Below are 19,499 nucleotides of genomic sequence, written 5' to 3' on the forward strand. Positions count from 1 at the left end.
CCCGGTGCGCTCACCGCAGCCGGAACACCGGGCCGCGCGGGGTGAACGGCAGAGTGGCGCCTTGCGGAACGAGATAGGCGTGGTCGCGGCGGACCCGCAAGGTGTCGCAGTAGCCGTCGGTGATGACCAGAACCGGCGCGCCGCGCGGAAAGTCCTCCGCACGGTGCAACAGGTCGATGCCGGGTTGCAGTACGGTGCCGCCCCGGCCGCGTACGCGTACCCGGCCGGCGATCTCGGCGGGCGGCAGATAGCCCGCGTCGTGCGGTGCGGCGTCGCAGAACACGACCCGGGCCGCGGGCACATCGCGGGCGTCCGCGTACGAGGCGATCGCTCCGAGCGCCTTGCCCAGCAGTCGTCGGTCCATCGAACCGGAGGTGTCCAGGACGACACCGAAGGTGCAGCGGGCGATCTCCTCCGGCGGGAAGTACCGTCCGGCGCGCGGGATGTCCGGGGTGGACGCCTGGCGCCGGGTGGGCCGGGAATAGCTGCGCACCGGCTCAGGGCGGGGCACGAACTCGTCGAACCAGCGTGCCAGCCGGGCATCCCACGGCACGGGCGGGTGGGCGAGAGCCCGGATCTCCTCGACCAGCCCGGCGGGGAGCAGTCCTCGCTCGTGTCCGGTGTGCAGCTCATGGCCGTTCAGCAGCGCGCGGCGGTAGAACTCGTCCAGGTCCACCGGCGCGGCGGGCGCGCGCAGCGGCTCGCCCAGAATGTCGCCCGCACCCTTGCCCCGGAGCGTGGCCAGCCTGCGGTGGCGTCGCAGATCGGTGGTGATGCGGTCGTAGACCTCCTCCACCGACAGGTCCTTGAGCCCGGCGTCGTACAGCAGCCCTTCGGGCATCTCACCGACGTCCATCTCCTGAAGCCAGCCGTTGACGACGTAGTCGGCGGCGACGTTGAAGAGAAACGGGTCGCGAGCGCCGCGGCGGTCACCGTGGCGCAGCGCCGCGTGCAGCATCTCGTGACCCAGGACGAAGCGCCATTCCGGGAGCGTGAAGTGCTTGAGAGGGTTGACGTAGATCTCGCCCGCGGCGGCGTCGACGGCGGCGACAGCGATTCCGTGGGCGCGCGCCAGCTCCGCGTCGGCGACGATGCGGACACCGGCGGCGATCCCGCCGAGCAGCGGGTACGAGGAGACGAACCAGCTCAGCGCCTGGTCCCAGGGCTGCTTGCGGATCCGCGCGCCGGTGAGACTGTCGCGGTGGCCGCCCGCGACGTCCATCGCCGCCGACATGGTGGCGGTCAGGGCGCGGGCGAAGGCGAGCTGCCAGTCCTCGGGTGTGCTCCAGCCGTCCCAGGAGCTGAACTGCTGATCGGGTTCGCCACCCGCCGTGCCACACGCACGGTACTCGGGCGGGATGCCGTCGCGGCGCCAGCGCGCCGCGAGCTGCTGCTCGTCGCCGCCCGGGTAGGACGCCGGAAGGTGGTCGGGCGCCCGGCCGACCGGGAAAGTGAGCAGGAACCGGTTGACGACCGTGCAGCGCGCCGCGACGTCGAACCGGTCGGGCTGGACGCGCGGCCCCTTCGCGGCCGGGACATGGCCGAAGCCGAGGTGGATCAGACAGTGGGCCAGCGCCCATGCCCAGGCGGCGGGCTCGGCGAGGCGGGTGGCGTGCGCGTGGATCGTGCCGTTGGAGGTCACTCTGGCCAGACCGTCGGCCGGCGCTTCCTCGCACTTCACGTCGCGGCAGATCTGGGCCTTGACGGCCGCGAGCGCAGGGTTGTGCCGGACCAGGGCGGCGCCGGCGGCGAACGCTTCGGCCGCCGGGTCCGGTCGCTCCGCCCTCTCGGCCTTGCGGCGGCTCATCGGCGGGCCTCCACCAGCCGGGGCATGTCACGTGCCGCCTCGACGAGGAACCACGCGGGCAGGACCGGCTGACCGTTCTCGTCGTCGGCGATGACGGTCTGGGCGACTTCGACCGAGATCTCGGCCAGCTGCACGAGGAGCGACTTCGCACGGTAGGCCGTCTGGCGAACCGAGTCGGACGCGTGCTCCTTGCTCGCCGGCAGTTCTTTGGTGAGACGGCCCCGGAAGGCATCCGCCAGGTAGTAGAGGAGATCGCGGTCCTCGATCCGGCGGGGCCAGGAGGCGTCACCCTTGATGATCGCCTCGATGCCGTACGCGTTGCGCACGATCTTCGCGTACCCGCAGAAGGCGACCGCGTGTGAGGGTGTGAGCGTGCCGTACGCGAGGACCTTGAGGGTCTCCTCGCCGATGCCCGGCCCGAAGGAGTGCAGCGCATCGGAGAGCATGTGCCAGGAACGCGGGGTGGAGAAGGGTTCCTCGGTCTTGGGCGGCTGCGACCAGAGGTGGTCGGGGCGGTCGGTGAGGTGGTCCACCACCCAGGGGTGGATGCCGTGACCCGCCGCCCACTGCAGCCAGTCGGTGGCGCTCGCCCGCAGATGCACATGCGTGAGCCGGTTGACGAGCGCGGAAGCGATCGGCCGGGCAAGGGCGTTGTCGGTGGCCCGGTTCCCGGCACCGATCACGATCGACCCGGCGGGCAGCTCGTAGGCGCCGATACGGCGATCGAGGATGAGCGAGTAGAAGGCCTTCTGCACATCGGGGGTCGCCGCGTTGAGTTCGTCGAGGAACAGGCAGTACGGCGTGTCCCTGGCGATCGCCTCGGGCGGGCAGAACACGGACCGGCCGTCGCGAATCTGCGGGACGCCGATGAGATCCTCGGGCGCGAGCTGGGTGCCCAGCAGGCTGACGCACTCGAGTCCCAGGGACTCGGCGAAGTTCCGTACGAGGGACGACTTGCCGATACCGGGTGCTCCCCAGAGGAAGACGGGCCGCACTGCCGCGAGGCCGAGCAGCAGCTCGGGAATCTGGGCGGGCGTGACGGTGACGGCTGCCTGCAAGGGGGAACTCCAAGAGAAACGAGGGGGAACCGGGAACCCGCGCGGGAACCGGGAACCGGGGAAGGGAAGGCGGGCGGTGAGAGGCGAAGGGGCGCAGCAGCCCGGGACCAAGGCTCGTCCCGCAGGCCTGATCAGTGTCGGCCGACCGAGCGCCCCGGCGCAGCTGATTTTCCCGCTCGTCACACCAGATCGACGCGCGTGCGTGCCGGTGCGGCTCGCAACCGCAGGCGTGCGTCCTGCGTCGTCGTACGGTGCGACGTCGTGCCCCGCGGTCACGATGCGGCGCGGTGACGGCGGATCCGGGCGAGCAGGGGCGGACGATGAGAGCGGCAGAAAGCAGTTCCCTTTCGGGTGTCCGAGGGGCAATCAGGCGGCACCTGCACCTGCACGTGGGCAGCGGCAGCGGCAGCGGGGCGATGCGCGGCGACGACGAGCGTCGGCTGTTGTCCTGGCGGCGGGGACGTGCTCTCGCGCTGCTCGCTGTAACTGTCGCCTGTCTGCTGGCCTTTCACGCCGTGGTGCCCAATGGCATCGGCCGTGCGGGCAGCCTTCTGGAGACCTTCCTGCCGTGGCTCGGCCTGACCGTCCCGGTCCTGACGGCCTTGGCACTGCTGCGTCGCTCAGCCGTCGCGCTGACGGCGATGGTGCTGCCCGCTGTCGCCTGGCTCAGTGTCTTCGGCGGCCTTCTGCTTCCCGGGGACCGCTCGGCCCACGATGTCATCGCGCTTCAGCACAATGTCAGCGACGAGAATCCGGACCCGGCGGGCACGGCCAGGGAGCTGATCAAGGCACGAGCCGACCTCATCGCCCTCGAGGAAGTGACGCCCTCCGCTCTGCCCGCCTACGGGGCGGTCTTGGCGCCGGAGTATCCGCACCGTGCGACCACGGGCACGGTCGGGCTCTGGTCGAAGTACCCACTCACCGATGTGCGCCCGCTGGACATCAAACCGCGGGGCATCTCGGAGGGCTGGAACCGCGGACTGAGGGCCACCGCCAGAACACCGCACGGCGACGTCGCGGTCCATGTGGCGCACCTGCCCTCGGTGCGCCTCGGCCTGAGAAGCGGGTTCGCCTCCGCATGGAGGGACGAGAGCGCCGCGCTCCTCGGCAGGGCCGTGGAAGCCGAACCGTTGGACAAGGTGATTCTGCTCGGAGACCTCAACAGCACCGTGGACGATCGCGGGCTGGCTCCGGTCAGCTCGCAGCTGCAGACGGCGGACTCCGGCTTCGCCTTCAGCTGGCCCGCCGGCTTCCCCCTGGCCCGGATCGATCAGATCATGGCCCGTTCGGCGACCGTCACCGGCGTCTGGTCCCTGCCGGCGACGGGCAGCGACCACTTGCCGATCGCCGCACACATCAGCTTCACCCGCTGACCGGGCACCTGCGGCGGTGTGCGTGGAACTCGGCGATCACGGGGCGAGCGCCACGGCCGGACGGGGAGCGGCGCACACCTGACGAAGCGAGCCCCGGTTTCCAGCCTGTGGCGCACGAACGGCACCGCAGGCTCGTGCCTGCGGTGCCGTCGTCCTCACGCATGCGACCCTCGTGGAGCGCTCGCTGCCGCGAGCCGGGGAGCGCCGGGATCGGGGCGCCCGTCAGTAGGGTCCGTTGACGTTGTCGATGCTGCCGTAACGCTGGGCTGCGTAGTTGCAGGCCGCGGTGATGTTGGCGATGGGATCGTAGATGTCCCACGAGGTGCCATCTACGTGATATGTCCGAAATGTGGGGTCAATGACCTGCATGAGGCCTTTGGAGGGTATTCCAGCCTTTGCATTGGAATCCCACAGGTTGATTGCGTAGAGATCGCCACTGGATTCGCGCATGAGATTCCGGCGGATTCCCTCGTGCGTTCCGGGAATTCCCTTGCCCTCCATGACGAGCAGCGCGTGCTTGATCCAGACGTCGACGCGCTCCGCGCTCGCGGGCGCCGCGGCGGCCGGGGTCGGCGCGACGGCGGCGCTGGTGGCGAACAGGACTGCGGCGGTGGCGGCCGAGCCGGCGAGGCAGCGGACCGTCCTGGAAGCCGCTCGCTTGGGGAGTGCGGAAAGCCGCATGGTGCCGCCCTTTCACGTGATTTTTCAGTGCGTGGTCCCGTGTACGGCGGTTCATATGGAATGGGTGGTTCCGCCTAGGTTCTCAGGATCGGGAAGGTGGGGGTTGGCGGCAAGGTGTGCAATCTGTGATTGCCGCCACAGGTGTGGGGAATTCAGTGCAATCGGCCCAAACCGTTTCCCCGCATGTCGGCCTTTATCGGATATGTCCGTTCTGTCGGGTAGTGGCTCCCTGCCTGTCCGGGATGATCGCGTCCTCCTGCGCGGTGCAAACCGCGGCACCGCCGCGAGACCGGGTCGGAACGCCGGTGGGCGGGACGCGTACGAGCGCCCCGCCCACCGGCCGGCCGTAGGTTCCGCCAGGGCCGGTCAAGCCGATTCCCGGCGGACCGGTTCCGTCGGGAGGATGACGCCGGCCGTGTCCTCCCCCCGGATCCGGGCGAGCAGCATCCGGACCATCTCCCTGCTGATCCGGTCCCACGGCTGCCGGATCGTGGTGAGCCAGGGTCTGGCCGCCGGCGCGGCGTGCGCGTCGTCGAAGCCGCCCACCGCCAACCCGTGACCTGGCTCGGCGCTTCGCGCCAGGCCCCTGTCGGGCGCAGAATGTAGACCATGCCGGCCGGCGCGGCGGGCACCGGCAGCCGTCCGGGCGGAACGATCAGTTGCTCCCGTAGGACCGGGTCTTCGGCCTGTGCGGCTCCCTGAAGATCCATGCCGCAGAAACCACCCCCGGCGAGCGAACGCGCCGGGATCGGTCCACCCTCGCCGTGTCACCGGTGATGACGGCACGCACGCATGCACACTGGCGACGGCCATCCCGACAGCCGCCCACACACCACATGCACCACACACCACACCGAAGCCGAACCCTGACCCAAGGCACTGCGACGACCCACGGTCCTCAAGGACATCGCGTCGCCCATACGAGGAGGCTGAACATGGCAGTGGCACGAGTCGGACTCGTCGTCCACGAAGGGCGCCCCGAGGCTGTCGAGGCGGCTCGGGTCGTTCGCTCGTGGTGTGACAGCCACGGTGTCCGCTGCACGGACATCGACGTGTGGCACGAAGGCGAACAGCGGCACAGTGCCCAGGAGGAGCTCGATGCCGCAGGCGACCCCGACCTCATCGTGACCCTGGGGGGAGACGGCACTTTCCTGCGCGGCGCCCGCCTGGCCGCTGAGCACGATGCCCTTGTGCTCGGTGTCGATCTCGGACGCGTCGGCTTCCTGACCGAGGTACCCGCCCAGGACGTACGACTGGCTCTGGACGCCGTCCACGAGGAACGCTGCAACACGGAGAGCCGCATGCTGCTCACCATGCGCGCCTCATGCGCGCTGGAACTGCCCGAAGGCATGGACGCCCTGATGCGCTACGGCCGGGGCCCGCTCCTGCCGCCACCGCGTGTGCGCGCGGATTGCGCGAAGGGCGGCGGCTGGGGCATCGCCTTGAACGCGACCGCGCTCAACGACGTCGTCCTGGAGAAGCTGGCGCGCGATCACCAGGTGTCGGTGGGCGTCTACCTCGCGGGCAGACTGCTGGCCTCGTACTCCGCCGATGCGGTCATGGTCGCCACCCCGACCGGCTCGACCGCCTACAGCTTCGCCGCCGGCGGACCCGTCATCTCGCCCCGCGCCGCGGCACTGGTCTTCACCCCCGTCGCTCCCCACATGGCCTTCAACCGTTCCGTCATCGCGGCCCCCGACGAACCCATCGCCCTACGCCTTCTCGAACGTTCGGGTCACGCGGCGGTCAGCATCGACGGCCAGCTGCGCGGCGTGCTCCGACCCGGAGAGTGGATCGGCGTGTACGCCTCGCCGCGCCCGCTGCGAGCGGTACGGCTGGGGCCCACCGACTTCTACGGACGTCTGCGCGAGCGCATGAGGCTGACCGACGCCCCGGCAGCGGCCGCCGACGGGGAAGCGGCACCGCTGTGGCCGTTGACGACTCCGGCGCCGCCCGACCTGGCGCACTTGAGCCTGCCGCCCGTCCAGACCGGTACCTACCCGATGCAGTGACCACTGCCGGTGCGCTCTCGCCGAGCCGCGGCACCGCTGCATCACCCGCGCCCGCGCGACAAGGACGGCCATGGAGGTGGCGGTGCAGCCGCGCAGGCGCCCGGAGCCGCTGGTCGTGAGGTCCAGGTCGGCCGCAAAGGTCAGGCGGCGGGGAACTGGTAGAGCCCGCGGCCGGCACGGTGGGCGCGGGAGGTGGCGACGAGGCGGTCGAGGGTGCTGCGTACCGCGTTGATGCTGCCCGTGGTGTCGTCGCGGCCGATGGACTGCGCCACGTCCCGGGCGCGCAGCGGAGTGTCGGCGTGACGGGCCAGGACGGCGATCACCTGCTCGGTGAGGCCGCCGGCGTCCTGAACGGCTGCAGCGGGAGCGGTGCCCCGTGTCTGCTTGGCCTTCGTCGCCTTGGCAGTGGTGGAGTTCTTCGCCGGGCGGCCTGCGGTGGCCGACGTGTCGCCCGCCTTGGACGCGGCGCTCTTCTTCGTGTCTTCGCCGGTCTTGCGGGGGGCCGCTGCCTTCTGCGGAGCCGCTGCGTCGTCAACCACCGGCGTGCCGTCGACCGCGACCGGCTCCGGTGCGGGTTCCGTTTCAGCGGCCGGCTCGACCGGGGTCGCCTCTCCTTCCGCTCCGGCGTGGACGTCGGACTCGGCAGTGCGGGGCTTCGGGATGGCGGTGGTGGACAGGGCGGTCAGTGCCGTCAGGGCTCTGCGGACCGAATCCAACCGTTCCGAGACCGCGGCAAGTTCTTCCTCCAGCGCCTGTTGCTGCTTCTCCAGCTGAGGAAGTTCCGTCTCCAGCAGGGAAGTTGTTGCCTCGATGCTGTCCGCTGCGATGGCTGCCGTTGTCATGGTGTGCTCCTGAAACGCGAGGGCGGGCATCTTGAGATGCCCGGTGTTGTGAGTGCAGGGTACGGGTGTTGTACGGCGGATGACACATCGCTGCGTCGGGCGACCGCCGTGAGAGGCCACTTCGTTCCCTACAACGAGTGAACGTGCGGACGTTGTACGCCCGGCCGGCGTTGCGCCCGTCCGCGGGCCGTGTGTTGTGAGTCGGTGGCAGGCGGTCACGTCGCCGCGAAGGGGTCCGTGGTGTTTCAGCCGGACGATCTTCCCCGGGGCGGGCGGGAAGCGAAGTCCGGGGACACTGTCCTCTCCACGGACGCATAGGTGAACCCTCAACAATTGTGGAATGGTCTCGGCCTGGCCGCGGCCGCGCGGACAGGGGCGGACGGGACCTGCCCGACAGCCGCGTCGCGCGATACCGCCGGTGCCGGGCGCGCGTGCCGACTGCGCCGCTCCGAGACGGCAGGCAGGCACGGCCCTCGGTGGTTGGGCGGCTGGTAGGCGTGAAGGCCGCCGCGGGCGCATGATGAGGTGATGGCAAAAGCGACGATCCTGACCGTCGACGACGATCAAGGGGTCTCCCGGGCCATCGCTCGTGACCTGCGGCGCCGGTACGGTGACCGGTTCCGTGTGTTGCGTGCGTCCTCGGGCGACGAGGCCCTGGAAGCCCTGCGCGAGGTCAAACTGCGAGGCGAACCGGTGGCCGTGATGATCGCCGACTATCGCATGCCCGCCATGAACGGCGTCCAGTTCCTGGAAACCGCCATGGATCTCTTTCCACAGGCGCGGCGGGTGCTGCTGACCGCATACGCGGACACCGGGGCGGCCATCGACGCGATCAATGTCGTGGACCTCGACCACTACCTCATGAAGCCGTGGAGCCCACCGGAGGAAAATCTCTATCCGGTCCTCGACACCTTGCTGGATCTCTGGGACGCGACCCCCGACCTGGAGGCTCCCGAGACCCGGGTCGTCGGCCACCGCTGGTCCGCGCCCTCCTTCGCCGTACGAGAGTTCCTCGCGCGCAACCTCGTCCCCTACCGGTGGATCGCCGCCGACGAGCCCGAAGGCGCCCAGCTGCTCCGAGCCGCGGGCCTCACCACCGCGGACGTCCCGCTGGTGGTCACCTCCGACGGAAAGGTGCTGCACGCCCCCACGGAGGCGGAACTCGCCGAGCACGTCGGTCTGAGCACGAGCCCCGCCGCCGACTTCTACGACGTCGTCGTCATCGGAGCGGGCCCGGCCGGCCTGGGCGCAGCCGTCTACGCGGCCTCCGAAGGGCTGCGCACGGTACTGGTCGAGCGCAGCGCAACCGGGGGTCAGGCGGGACAGAGCAGCCGCATCGAGAACTACCTGGGTTTCCCGGACGGAGTGTCCGGAGCGCAGCTGGCCGACCGCGCACGGCGGCAGGCGGCCCGCTTCGGCGCCGAGATCCTCAGCGCGACCGAGGTGGTGGCGCTGGAGGCCGCGGGAGCAGGACGCGTGCTGCGGTTCGCCGGCGGCACGTCGATCGGCGCGCACACCGTCGTCCTCGCCACCGGGGTCTCCTACCGACGCCTCGCGGGAGTGAACCTCGACGCCTACACGAGCGCCGGCGTCTTCTACGGATCCGCGGCCTTCGAAGCGGCCAACTGCCGGGGCGACGACGTGTACATCGTCGGTGGCGCCAACTCGGCCGGGCAGGCAGCCGTCTACTTCTCGCGCTACGCGAAGCGCGTCCACCTCCTGGTGCGTGGCCCCGACCTCACCCGCTCGATGTCCCACTACCTGATCCAGCAGATCGAGGCCTCGCCCAACATCGAAGTCCACCCCTGTACCGAGGTGGACTCCGGCACCGGCGAGGGCCATCTGGAGCGGCTCACCCTGCGCGACAACCGCACCGGCAGCACCACGACCGTCGACGCTTCCTGGCTGTTCGTGTTCATCGGCGCCGAACCGCAGACCGAGTGGCTGGGCGGCCTGGTGGCCTGCGACGAACGCGGGTTCGTGCTGACCGGTCCTGACCTGCCTGCGGCAGGGGGCCGCTCGCCCCGGTGGCCGCTGGTGCGCTCCCCGTACCACCTCGAGACCAGCGTGCCCGGTGTCTTCGCCGCAGGGGACGTACGTGCCGAGTCGGTCAAGCGGGTCGCCTCGGCGGTGGGCGAGGGAGCCATGGCAGTGACGCTCGTGCACCGCTACCTGGAGGCGCAATGACCGCCCAGACCCCGCGCACCACGCTGACCCCGGACGAGCTGGGCACTCTCTTCCTCTTCGAGGCGCTCGACGCCGAGCAGCTGTCCTGGCTGGCCGAGCGCGGACGCGTCGAGGTGCGCGAGGCGTCGGAGACCGTCTATGCACAGGGGGAGAACGCGACGTGTTTCTTCGTGCTGCTCCGTGGCGCCGTCGCGCTCAGCCGGCTGGTGCACGGTGACGAGATCGAGCTCGGCCGTACCGACCAGAAAGGCGCCTACGCAGGTGCCGTACAGGCCTACCTCGGCGACCGCGTGGACCAGGCCTACTCCCACACGATGCGCGCGATCACCGAAGTGGAGTTCTTTGTTCTGCCCGCTGCCGACTTCGCCACCGCAGTGAGGACCTGGTTCCCGATGGCCCTGCACCTGCTCGAGGGAATGTTTCTCGGGACACGCGCCAGCGATGTCATCGTCGGTGAGCGCGAGCGGCTCGTCGCCCTCGGCTCACTGACGGCAGGCCTGACCCACGAGCTGAACAATCCGGCGGCGGCTGCCGTGCGCGCCACGGAAACCCTGCGTGACCGAGTGTCGAAAATGCGGCACAAACTGGCGCTCATCGCCGACGGCCGGGTGGACGGCACACGCCTGCACCAGCTGGTCGAAATGCAGGACGCAGCGGTGCGCCGGGCCATCGGCGCACCTTCGCTGTCGGCGATCGAGGCGGCCGACGCCGAGGACGAACTCGGCGACTGGCTCGAGAGCGCAGGGATCGACAACGCCTGGGACGTCGCTCCCGTTCTGGTCTCCGGCGGCATCGACGCCGAATGGCTGGCCGAGGCCACCGACAACCTGTCGGAGGACAACCGCCGGGCCGCGGTCGGCTGGCTGACCTACACCGTGGACACCGAACTGCTGATGGGCGAGATCGAGGACGCGGTCCAGCGCATCTCCGGACTCGTCGAGGCGGCCCGCCAGTACTCCCAGCTCGACCGCTCCGCCCAGCAGCCCGTCGACGTCCACGAACTCCTCGACGCCACCCTTGTGATGCTTCAGGCCAAGTTCCCCGAGGGCGTCCGTGTGGTGAAGGAGTACGACCGCGGCATTCCGCGCGTCCCCGCCTACGGTGCGGAGCTCAACCAGGTGTGGACCAACCTCATCGACAACGCGCTGGCCGCGATGGACGGCGGCGGCACCCTGACACTCGCCACCTGGCACGACGACGCCCATGTGTTCGTGGAGGTCAGGGACACCGGCAGGGGCATCGACCCGGACGTCCGACCGCGCATCTTCGAGCCCTTCTTCTCCACCAAACCTGTGGGCGAGGGGACCGGTCTGGGCCTGGACATCTCCTACCGGATCGTGGTGAACAAACACGGCGGCGACATCCGCGTGGCATCCAGCCCGGGCGACACCCGGTTCCGGGTCTCGCTCCCGATCACAACCCCAGCCGTGGAGGAGCCCGTCTGAACTGCGCCCGCTACGGCACCGGCTCCCGTTCCGGCACCTGAGGGGCGGCGGCCTCGATCAGAAAGGCCGTTGACCGGAGGGATCACCTCAGGCCGACGGTCGCACGGCTGAGCACGTCATCCGGCCTTGCGTGCCGTGACCGTCATGACGACCGGGGTGGGGGCACCTTGTTCGCCGATCCCTTCGAGCGCCAGACCCGCGTCGAGGAAGGCGTTGAGCAGTGTGGGCAGCGGAAGGTGCGTGGCCCCGACCTTGTCGCGGATCCCCTGGTCCGTCCACGACTTCTTCGTCCACACCCCATCGAGGTAGCCGGGGGAGACGACCACCGCGTCGGGGTCGCTGCGGTCGATGAATCCTCCGCAGAAACAGGGGTGGACGCCGATGTGCACGAACACCCCGCCGGGACGCAGGACCCGGGCCGCCTCGCGGAGCACCGTCGGGTAGTCGTGCATGTCGGTGTGCACCATTACCGCTATGGCGGCCGAGACGGAGTTGTCGCGGATGGGCAGACGCGCGGCGTCGGCCCGCGCAGTCGGCAGGCGGTTGCGTGCGTGGTGCAGCATGCCGTCGGACAGGTCCACTCCGATCGGCGTCCGGCCGAGGTCACGCACCCGGGCGGCGTGGATGCCGGTACCGCAGCCGATCTCGAGACAGATCCCGCTGCCCGCTCCGAGAAGATCGTCGAGCAGACGGCCGAGGCCGGCGGGGTTGCCGTCCATGGTCTCGGCACCCTGGCCGCCGAGGAACTCCTGTTCGTACCAGTCTGCGATCTCGTCGTATGCCGCCGTGGGCGCCATCTGCCCGTCCCTCCGGTCTCGATGTGAAGCTGCCGCTGTCCGCTCCCGTACGGCTGCGACGGTTGGCTGTTACCACTCCTCGGCATGGTGCCCCGATGCCCCGCCGCGTAGCCCGGCCGGTGTTCACGGTGCACGCCGGGTGCGGCCGGCCCGCTCGGCCGGCTCCGTCTTCCTGATCTTGCCGGTCGCGGACATCGGGAAGGCGTCGACCGGCTCGATCCCGGGGACCTTGTACGGGGCCATGACCTCGGTCGCCCACTCGTGCAGGGCGTCGGCGCTCAGTCCGCTGCCGGGTGGGGCACGAACCCGGGCACCGTCCGCTCGCCCGCGCGATGCGTCACGGTCCCCGGCTGCTTGCCCCGACGGGCCTTGGCCCGGCGGGCGCGGAGGTCGATCAGGTACTCCTCGGTCCGGCCGGTTCGCATCGTGCGGCTCCTCTTCCGAGCAGGTGCAGATACATGGCGGTGACATCGCGGACGGCGGCGTCGTGCTCCTTCGGCCGCTGGGCGACGAGGCGGGCGAACTGGATGCTCATCCCGCCCACGGCACGGGCGACAGAGAGCGGATCGGCGACGGGGGCGAGCCGGCCCTCGGCGGAGAGCCTGCGGATGTAGCGGGCGGCACGGTGGACGGGGCGTTCCTGGATCTCCTCCCACAACTCCCTGACCTCGCCGTCGGTCTGCGCCTGCTGCTCGATCAGCCGCAGCAGTGGCAGGTGCCGGGCGTAGGCGGAGATGAAGGCGGCCGTGGACGCCTCGGCGACCGCGTGTGCGTCGTCCGGATCGACGCCCGGCACGTCCTGCGCGGCGAGGAACGCGTCCCGTACGCGTCCCGCCAGGACGCGGAAGATCTCCTCCTTCGAGGCGAAGTAGACGTAGAAGCTCGCCCGTGAGAGCTCGGCATCGGCCGTGATGTCGGCGATGGTCGCGGGCCCGTAGCCGCGGCGCGCGAACACCGACTCGGCGGCGTCGAGCAGTTGGGTCCGCGTCGGTGCGTCGGTGCGGTCGCGTGCGGTCCTGGTCGCCCAGGGCTGTTGTCTGCGTGCCACGCGGCGAGCTTATTGACGTTGACGCCAATGTCAATGAGCATGGCGGCGCCGTCTCGTGCCGGACTTGCTGGAGGGGCTCATGGGTTCTGACGCCGTACTGGTCGCCAATCGCGGGGAGATCGCCGTCCGGGTGCTCCGGGCCGCGGCGGAGGCGGGGATGCGGACAGTGGCCGTGTACGCCGAGGACGACGCGCGGGCGGCCCATGTGCGCCTCGCCGACGAGGCGCATCCGCTGCCCGGCACGGGGCCGGCCGCGTATCTGGACGGCGCCGCTGTGCTGGCGGCGGCCCGGAAGGCCGGGTGCGGGCTGCTGCACCCGGGGTACGGCTTCCTCAGCGAGGACGCGGACTTCGCGGCGCGCTGCGCGGCCGAGGGCATCGCCTTCGTCGGCCCCGATCCCGACGTGATCGCCCTCTTCGGCGACAAGGCCCGCGCCAGGGCACTGGCGGCGCGGCTCGGGGTGCCGGTGCTCGCCGGGACCGACGGGCCGACAAGTCTTGCGGAGGCCCGGGAGTTCCTGACCGGGCTCGGGCCCGGCGGCGCCGTGATGGTGAAGGCCGTCGGCGGAGGAGGCGGGCGCGGCATCCGGGCGGTGCGGGGCGCCGACGAGCTGGAGGAGGCCTGGGAACGCTGCCGGTCGGAGGCCGAGCAGGGCTTCGGACGTGGCGAGTTGTACGTGGAACGGCTGCAGGCGGGCGCCCGTCACATAGAGGTGCAGGTGCTCGGCGACACGTCCGGCACCGTCACCCACCTCTGGGAGCGCGACTGCAGCGCCCAGCGGCGCCACCAGAAGCTGATCGAGACCGCTCCGGCCCCCGCCCTCGGCGCGCCGGTGCGCGACCGGCTGCTCGACTGCGCCCTGCGGATGGCGCGAGAGACCCACTACACCGGGCTCGGCACCTTCGAATTCCTCGTCAGCGGCGAGGAGTTCCACTTCATCGAGGCCAACCCGCGCCTCCAGGTGGAACACACGGTCACCGAGGAAGTGACCGGCGTCGACCTGGTGGCCGTGCAACTCCGGCTGGCAGCCGGTCGGACGCTCGCCTCGCTCGGCCTCGGCCGGCCGCCGGCACCGCCGCGCGGGTTCGCCGTGCAGGCACGCGTGTACGCCGAGGAGCCGGGCACACTGACCCGGTTCGAGGTGCCGACAGGTCCTGGCGTTCGCGTGGACACGGCGATGCGGACCGGGGACGCCACCGGCACGCGCTACGACCCGCTGCTCGCGAAGGTGATCGCCCGGGTGCCGGAGGGCGCGGATTTCGCGGCGGCCTGCGAGCGGGCGCGGCGGGCACTGAGCGAGTTCGGCATCGAGGGCGTGAGGACAGGGATTCCGCTGTTGGACGCGGTGCTCCGGGATCCGGAGTTCTGCGCCGGCGGCACGGACACCGGCTTTGCCGAGCAGCTGACCGAACAGCCGGCCGAACGGTCGGCCGACGGACGGGCCGGATGGGTGTCCGCGGCCGCCGATGCCGGGGCCGGTGCCGACGCCCCGGTGGCGGCGCCGATGAGCGGCACGGTCGTCTCCGTCGATGCGACGGCCGGGCAGCCGGTCACCGCCGGTCAGCAACTGCTCGTGCTGGAAGCGATGAAGATGGAGCACGTCGTCCGCGCCGGGAAGTCCGGAACCGTACACGCTGTCCTCGTGGCGGTGGGCGACACCGCCTCCGAAGGGCAGCCACTGGTGCTCATGGACCCCGCGGACGGTCCCGCGACCATGGAGCCGGATTCCGCGGCGGTGGATCTCGATGCCGTGCGCCCCGATCTCGCAGAGGCACGGGCACGGCACGCCGTCACACTGGACGAGCACCGCGCGGAGGCGGTCGCCAAACGGCACCGGATCGGGCGGCGCACCGCCCGCGAGAACATCGCCGGCCTGTGCGACGACGGCAGTTTCACCGAGTTCGGGGCACTCGCCGTCGCCGCACAGCGCCAACGGCGCCCACTTCAGGACCTGATCGTCTCCACCCCGGCGGACGGCATGGTGACCGGCACCGGGAGGATCGCCGGATCCCCGGTCGTCGCCATGTCGTACGACTACACCGTCCTCGCCGGGACCCAGGGGCTGCAGAACCACCGCAAGACGGACCGGATGCTGCAGCTCGCGGCCGAGCGACGGCTTCCGGTGGTGCTGTTCGCCGAGGGCGGCGGAGGCCGTCCCGGTGACACGGACACCACGTCCGTAGCGGGTCTGGACGTGATGACGTTCCATCAGATGGCCCGGCTGAGCGGCCTGGTGCCGCTGGTCGGCATCGCGTCCGGGCGCTGCTTCGCGGGCAACGCGGCGCTGCTGGGCTGCTGCGACGTGGTGATCGCTACGCCGGACGCGACCATCGGCATGGGCGGGCCCGCGATGATAGAGGGCGGTGGGCTCGGCGTGTACACGCCCGAGGAAGTCGGCCCGCTGTCCGTCCAGGTGCCCAACGGTGTGGTGGACATCGCTGTCGAGGACGAGGCGGAGGCGGTGCGTGCGGCCCGGACGTACCTGTCCTACTTCCAGGGACCGCAGGAGAGTTGGCAGGCCCCCGATCCACGGCTGCTGCGCCATGCCGTCCCCGAGAACCGGCGTCGCGCCTACGACATCCGGCACGTCGTGGAGGGCTTCGCGGACACGGGATCGGTGCTGGAGCTCCGGAGCGGCTTCGGCACCGGGATCATCACGGCGCTGATCCGCGTCGAAGGGCGCCCGATGGGGCTCATCGCCAGCAACCCCGGTCATCTCGGTGGTGCGATCGACCGGGACGCCGCCGACAAGGCAGCCCGCTTCCTCAAGCTCTGCGACGCCTTCGGGCTGCCGGTCGTCTCCCTCTGCGACACGCCCGGCTTCATGGTGGGCCCCGACGCCGAACGGACGGCGACGGTGCGCCACTTCGCCAGGCTGTTCGTGGCCGGCGCACATCTGCGCGTACCACTGGTGTCGCTGATCCTCCGGAAGGCCTACGGGCTCGGTGCGATGGCCATGATGGGCGGCTCGACCCGCGCACCGCTGGCCACCGCCGCCTGGCCGAGCGGAGAGCTGGGCGGCATGGGCCTGGAGGGCGCCGTACGGCTCGGCTACCGCAAGGAACTCGCCGCGATCGTGGACCCGGCGGCACGGCAACGGGCGTTCGAGGAACGCGTCGCCGAGCTGTACGAGCACGGCAAGGCGGTCAACGCCGCCGCCGCACTGGAGATCGACGCGGTGATCGACCCGGCCGCCTCCCGGGAATGGGTGCTGGCGGCGCTGGACGGGCATCGGGCGGACGTCGCGAAGACGGGCCGCCGGGGATTCCTCGACACCTGGTGAGGGGCCCGGCGTGCACCGGCCGAGGAAGGGAGCCGCAACCGCGCCGGTACCCCGCCCCGCCCCGGCCCGGGGCAGGGCGGTCATCCGGAGCGCGCTGCGGGCACCCTAGGCCGGCCCCGCCGAGCCCCGCCTGTCCTCGACATGGACGATACGAAGTTCGGTGCCGTCCCGATCGCGCTTGGAACGCCCGTACAACCCGACAGCGATGTCCGACTGATCATGCGGCTCACCACGGCCGACATAGGTGAGGATGTCAGGGTGGTCCCCGGTGACGACCCACCCCTCGGCATCCTCGAGGTCGATCACCCCGAAGTCCGCTGCCGGTGATCCGACACGGACAGGGCCGAACTCCTCGAGGATCCCTGTGGCCTGCTCGGCAAGCTCTCCGTCCGGAGCGGTCAGCACGACACAGGTGCCGTGCTCGAACAGCACCCACGACTTGTGAGGGTCGGTGAGAAGCCGCTGCCAGACCTGTATGAATGTCTCGGTGTTCACGGCGGTCATCCTGCCGCAGGGCACTGACACAGGGGCACGACCGGTCCCATGGCAAGGGGAGAGTACTGCGAGGCGACGGACTTCGGCCGTGACCTCACCGCCGACTCCAGGGGACCAAGCTCCGACGGCTCGCGTGCGAGCGAGGGATCGGCGACCGGACGGTGATCCCCCTCGCGGGCCGGTCGAACTCGATTGTCAGTGCGACCCGGCACGATGACACCCATGACAACGACTCCGGTCCTTGCCGATGCTGCCGCGTACGCGCAGGCGGTCGAGGACGCACAGAAGGCAGCGGCCGCGTACTACACGGGCGGCGACAGTGACCTCGACGACGCCGCGTACGACCAGCTGGTACGTGCGATCGGGCACTGGGAGGCGGAGCACCCCGACCAGGTGCTGCCGGACTCGCCGACGGGTAAGGTCGCCGGCGGCGCCGTCGGCGGGGACGTCCCGCACACCACGGCGATGCTGTCACTGGACAACGTCTTCTCCGCCGAGCAGTTCACCGCTTGGGCCGCCTCGCTCGAGCGGCGGATCGGGCGGCCCGTCGCCCAGTGGAGCGTGGAGCCCAAGCTCGACGGCCTGGCGATCGCCGCCCGCTACGAGAACGGTCGCCTGACCCGGTTGATCACCCGTGGAGACGGGACCGCCGGTGAGGACGTCTCGCACGCCACCGGAACCGTCGTCGGCCTGCCCGACCGGCTCACCGAGCCGGTCAGCCTGGAGCTGCGCGGTGAGGTGCTGATGACCACCGACCAGTTCGAGACCGCGAACACCACCCGCGTCCAGCACGGGGGAGAGCCGTTCGCGAACCCGCGCAACGCCGCGGCCGGGACCCTGCGCGCGAAGGACCGGGCGTACAGGGTGGAGATGACGTTCTTCGCCTACGGGCTGCTGGCGCTGCCCGCAACCGACGCACCGCTTGCGGAGCGCCTGGAACGGCTCCCGCACGGGGAGCTGATCGAGTACGCCGCCGCTCTGGGCGTGCACACGGCGGCCGACACCGCGGTGCCGGGCCGCACGGTGACCACGACCGACGAGGTCCTTGCCCGCGTCGAGGAGATCGCCGCCCTCCGCGCCGAGCTGCCGTTCGGGATCGACGGGATCGTCGTCAAAGCGGACCTGGCAGAGGACCAGCAGGCCGCCGGATCCGGGTCCCGTGCGCCCCGGTGGGCGATCGCGTACAAGCTGCCCGCTGTCGAGAAGATCACCCGGCTCCTGGACGTGGAATGGGCGGTGGGCCGCACCGGGATCATCGCACCGCGCGCGGTCTTGGAACCGGTCGAGATCGACGGCTCCACCGTCACGTACGCCACCCTCCACAACCCGGCCGACATCACCCGCCGCGATCTGCGCATCGGCGACCAGGTCATGGTCTACAAGGCGGGCGACATCATCCCGCGCATCGAAGCCCCCGTCGCCCATCTGCGCACCGGCACCGAACAGCCCATCGCCTTCCCGGAGGTGTGCCCGCAGTGCGGATCCGGCATCGACACCAGCGAGCAGCGGTGGCGCTGCGAGCGCGGCCGCAACTGCCACCTCGTCGCCTCCCTCTCCTACGCGGCAGGCCGGGACCAGCTCGACATCGAAGGCCTGGGCACCACCCGGGTCGTGCAACTCGTCGACGCCGGCCTGGTCACCGACATCGCCGGCCTGTTCACGCTCACCCGCGACCAGCTGCTCGGTTTGGACCGCATGGGCGCGACCAGTACCGACAACCTGCTGGCCGCGATCGAGCAGGCCAAGGGCCGCCCGCTCAACCGAGTGCTGTGCGCGCTCGGCGTCCGTGGCACCGGCCGCTCGATGTCCCGTCGAATCGCCCGCCACTTCGCGACCATGGACGCGATCCGGCAGGCGGACGCCGAGGCGATGCAGCAGGTGGAGGGCATCGGCGTCGAAAAGGCCCCGGTGATCGTCGCGGAGCTCGCCGAACTCGCACCGGTCATCGACAAGCTCATCGCCGCCGGGGTCAACATGACCGAACCCGGCGCCACCCCCGCCCCTGCCACCCCCGTCGCGGATCCCGACGAGCCGGACGCTCCTGCGGGACCGCTGGTCGGCATGACCGTGGTGGTCACCGGCGCCATGACCGGCCCACTCGCGGACCTCACCCGCAACCAGATGAACGAGCTCATCGAACGCGCCGGAGGCAAGTCGTCCTCCAGCGTCTCCAAGCGAACCAGCCTCGTCGTCGCGGGCGAGGGCGCCGGATCCAAGCGCACCAAGGCCGAGCAGCTCAACCTCGAGATCGTCACACCGGACGAGTTCGCCGCCCAGGTCGCCGACCTCCTTCCCGAGCTCGTATAGGCCGGCGACATTACGGCCTCGTCGAGGGCGGCGTCGTCGGGCGAGCCCGCGAAGCGCCCCATCCCCGGCTGCGGGACCCGCAGCTGGGGGTCCGGGTGTTCCTCTGCGCACGACGATGACCGGCGACCCGGCTTTCGCACGGATCCGTACCCCAACCCGTCCGG

General features: G+C 70.8%; 14 protein-coding genes and 1 pseudogene. 6 read left to right on the forward strand and 9 right to left on the reverse strand.

Translation table 11 applies throughout. From position 1 onward, the window contains the following. Positions 1-10 precede the first annotated feature (10 nt). Both ABT078_RS09940 and ABT078_RS09945 read right to left on the reverse strand, forming a co-directional pair. Positions 11-1,807 carry a vWA domain-containing protein gene (locus ABT078_RS09940; RefSeq protein WP_351225772.1) on the reverse strand — a complete coding sequence of 599 codons (1,797 nt, stop codon included), beginning with the start codon at positions 1,805-1,807 and terminating at the stop codon, positions 11-13. Beyond that, positions 1,804-2,865, reverse strand: coding sequence for an ATP-binding protein (locus ABT078_RS09945; protein WP_351225774.1), 1,062 nt, complete (start codon positions 2,863-2,865; stop codon positions 1,804-1,806). Before ABT078_RS09945 ends, ABT078_RS09940 begins: the two co-directional genes overlap by 4 nt. Positions 2,866-3,281: 416 nt before the next feature. Here ABT078_RS09945 and ABT078_RS09950 point away from each other — a divergent pair, with 416 nt between their 5' ends. Next, a complete protein-coding gene (locus ABT078_RS09950; RefSeq protein ID WP_351226008.1) occupies positions 3,282-4,238 on the forward strand; it encodes an endonuclease/exonuclease/phosphatase family protein in 957 nt (318 codons plus the stop codon). A gap of 222 nt (positions 4,239-4,460) precedes the next feature. Here ABT078_RS09950 and ABT078_RS09955 read toward each other — a convergent pair whose 3' ends face one another. After that, positions 4,461-4,919 carry a transglycosylase SLT domain-containing protein gene (locus ABT078_RS09955; protein ID WP_351225775.1) on the reverse strand — a complete coding sequence of 153 codons (459 nt, stop codon included), beginning with the start codon at positions 4,917-4,919 and terminating at the stop codon, positions 4,461-4,463. Positions 4,920-5,285: 366 nt separating this feature from the next. Next, positions 5,286-5,471: pseudogene (locus ABT078_RS09960) on the reverse strand (substrate-binding domain-containing protein); the annotation flags it as partial. A 383-nt stretch (positions 5,472-5,854) separates the two neighbouring features. On the opposite strand from ABT078_RS09960, the gene ABT078_RS09965 reads away from it, so the two are divergent. Beyond that, positions 5,855-6,931 (forward strand): NAD(+)/NADH kinase, encoded by a 1,077-nt coding sequence (locus ABT078_RS09965; RefSeq protein WP_351225777.1) that lies wholly within the window; start codon positions 5,855-5,857, stop codon positions 6,929-6,931. Between the two features lie 140 nt (positions 6,932-7,071). Here ABT078_RS09965 and ABT078_RS09970 read toward each other — a convergent pair whose 3' ends face one another. Continuing rightward, positions 7,072-7,773, reverse strand: a complete 702-nt coding sequence (locus ABT078_RS09970; protein WP_351225779.1) for a hypothetical protein — start codon at positions 7,771-7,773, stop codon at positions 7,072-7,074. 528 nt (positions 7,774-8,301) lie between these two features. Here ABT078_RS09970 and ABT078_RS09975 point away from each other — a divergent pair. After that, on the forward strand, positions 8,302-9,960 hold the full coding sequence (locus ABT078_RS09975) for an NAD(P)/FAD-dependent oxidoreductase (protein ID WP_351225781.1): 1,659 nt from the start codon (positions 8,302-8,304) through the stop codon (positions 9,958-9,960). Then, positions 9,957-11,405 carry an ATP-binding protein gene (locus tag ABT078_RS09980; RefSeq protein ID WP_351225783.1) on the forward strand — a complete coding sequence of 483 codons (1,449 nt, stop codon included), beginning with the start codon at positions 9,957-9,959 and terminating at the stop codon, positions 11,403-11,405. Before ABT078_RS09975 ends, ABT078_RS09980 begins: the two co-directional genes overlap by 4 nt. 116 nt (positions 11,406-11,521) lie before the next feature. On the opposite strand, the gene ABT078_RS09985 is transcribed toward ABT078_RS09980, so the two are convergent. From ABT078_RS09985 to ABT078_RS09995, 3 genes are all read right to left on the reverse strand, one after another. Further along, complete coding sequence (locus tag ABT078_RS09985; protein ID WP_351225785.1) at positions 11,522-12,202, reverse strand: class I SAM-dependent methyltransferase; 681 nt, start codon at positions 12,200-12,202, stop codon at positions 11,522-11,524. Positions 12,203-12,480: 278 nt separating this feature from the next. After that, positions 12,481-12,627 carry a hypothetical protein gene (locus tag ABT078_RS09990; RefSeq protein WP_351225787.1) on the reverse strand — a complete coding sequence of 49 codons (147 nt, stop codon included), beginning with the start codon at positions 12,625-12,627 and terminating at the stop codon, positions 12,481-12,483. Continuing rightward, on the reverse strand, positions 12,597-13,250 hold the full coding sequence (locus ABT078_RS09995; RefSeq protein WP_351225789.1) for a TetR/AcrR family transcriptional regulator: 654 nt from the start codon (positions 13,248-13,250) through the stop codon (positions 12,597-12,599). Before ABT078_RS09995 ends, ABT078_RS09990 begins: the two co-directional genes overlap by 31 nt. 79 nt (positions 13,251-13,329) lie before the next feature. Between ABT078_RS09995 and ABT078_RS10000 the strand changes: the two genes are divergently transcribed. Beyond that, positions 13,330-16,533 (forward strand): acetyl-CoA carboxylase family protein, encoded by a 3,204-nt coding sequence (locus tag ABT078_RS10000; protein ID WP_351225791.1) that lies wholly within the window; start codon positions 13,330-13,332, stop codon positions 16,531-16,533. 105 nt (positions 16,534-16,638) lie between these two features. Here ABT078_RS10000 and ABT078_RS10005 read toward each other — a convergent pair whose 3' ends face one another. Then, positions 16,639-17,037, reverse strand: coding sequence for a hypothetical protein (locus tag ABT078_RS10005; protein WP_351225793.1), 399 nt, complete (start codon positions 17,035-17,037; stop codon positions 16,639-16,641). A 204-nt stretch (positions 17,038-17,241) separates the two neighbouring features. Between ABT078_RS10005 and ligA the strand changes: the two genes are divergently transcribed. Beyond that, positions 17,242-19,335 carry an NAD-dependent DNA ligase LigA gene (gene ligA, locus ABT078_RS10010; RefSeq protein WP_351225795.1) on the forward strand — a complete coding sequence of 698 codons (2,094 nt, stop codon included), beginning with the start codon at positions 17,242-17,244 and terminating at the stop codon, positions 19,333-19,335. Positions 19,336-19,499: the final 164 nt, after the last annotated feature.

The organism is Streptomyces sp. NPDC002133 (assembly GCF_040296405.1).
Lineage (GTDB): Bacteria > Actinomycetota > Actinomycetes > Streptomycetales > Streptomycetaceae > Streptomyces.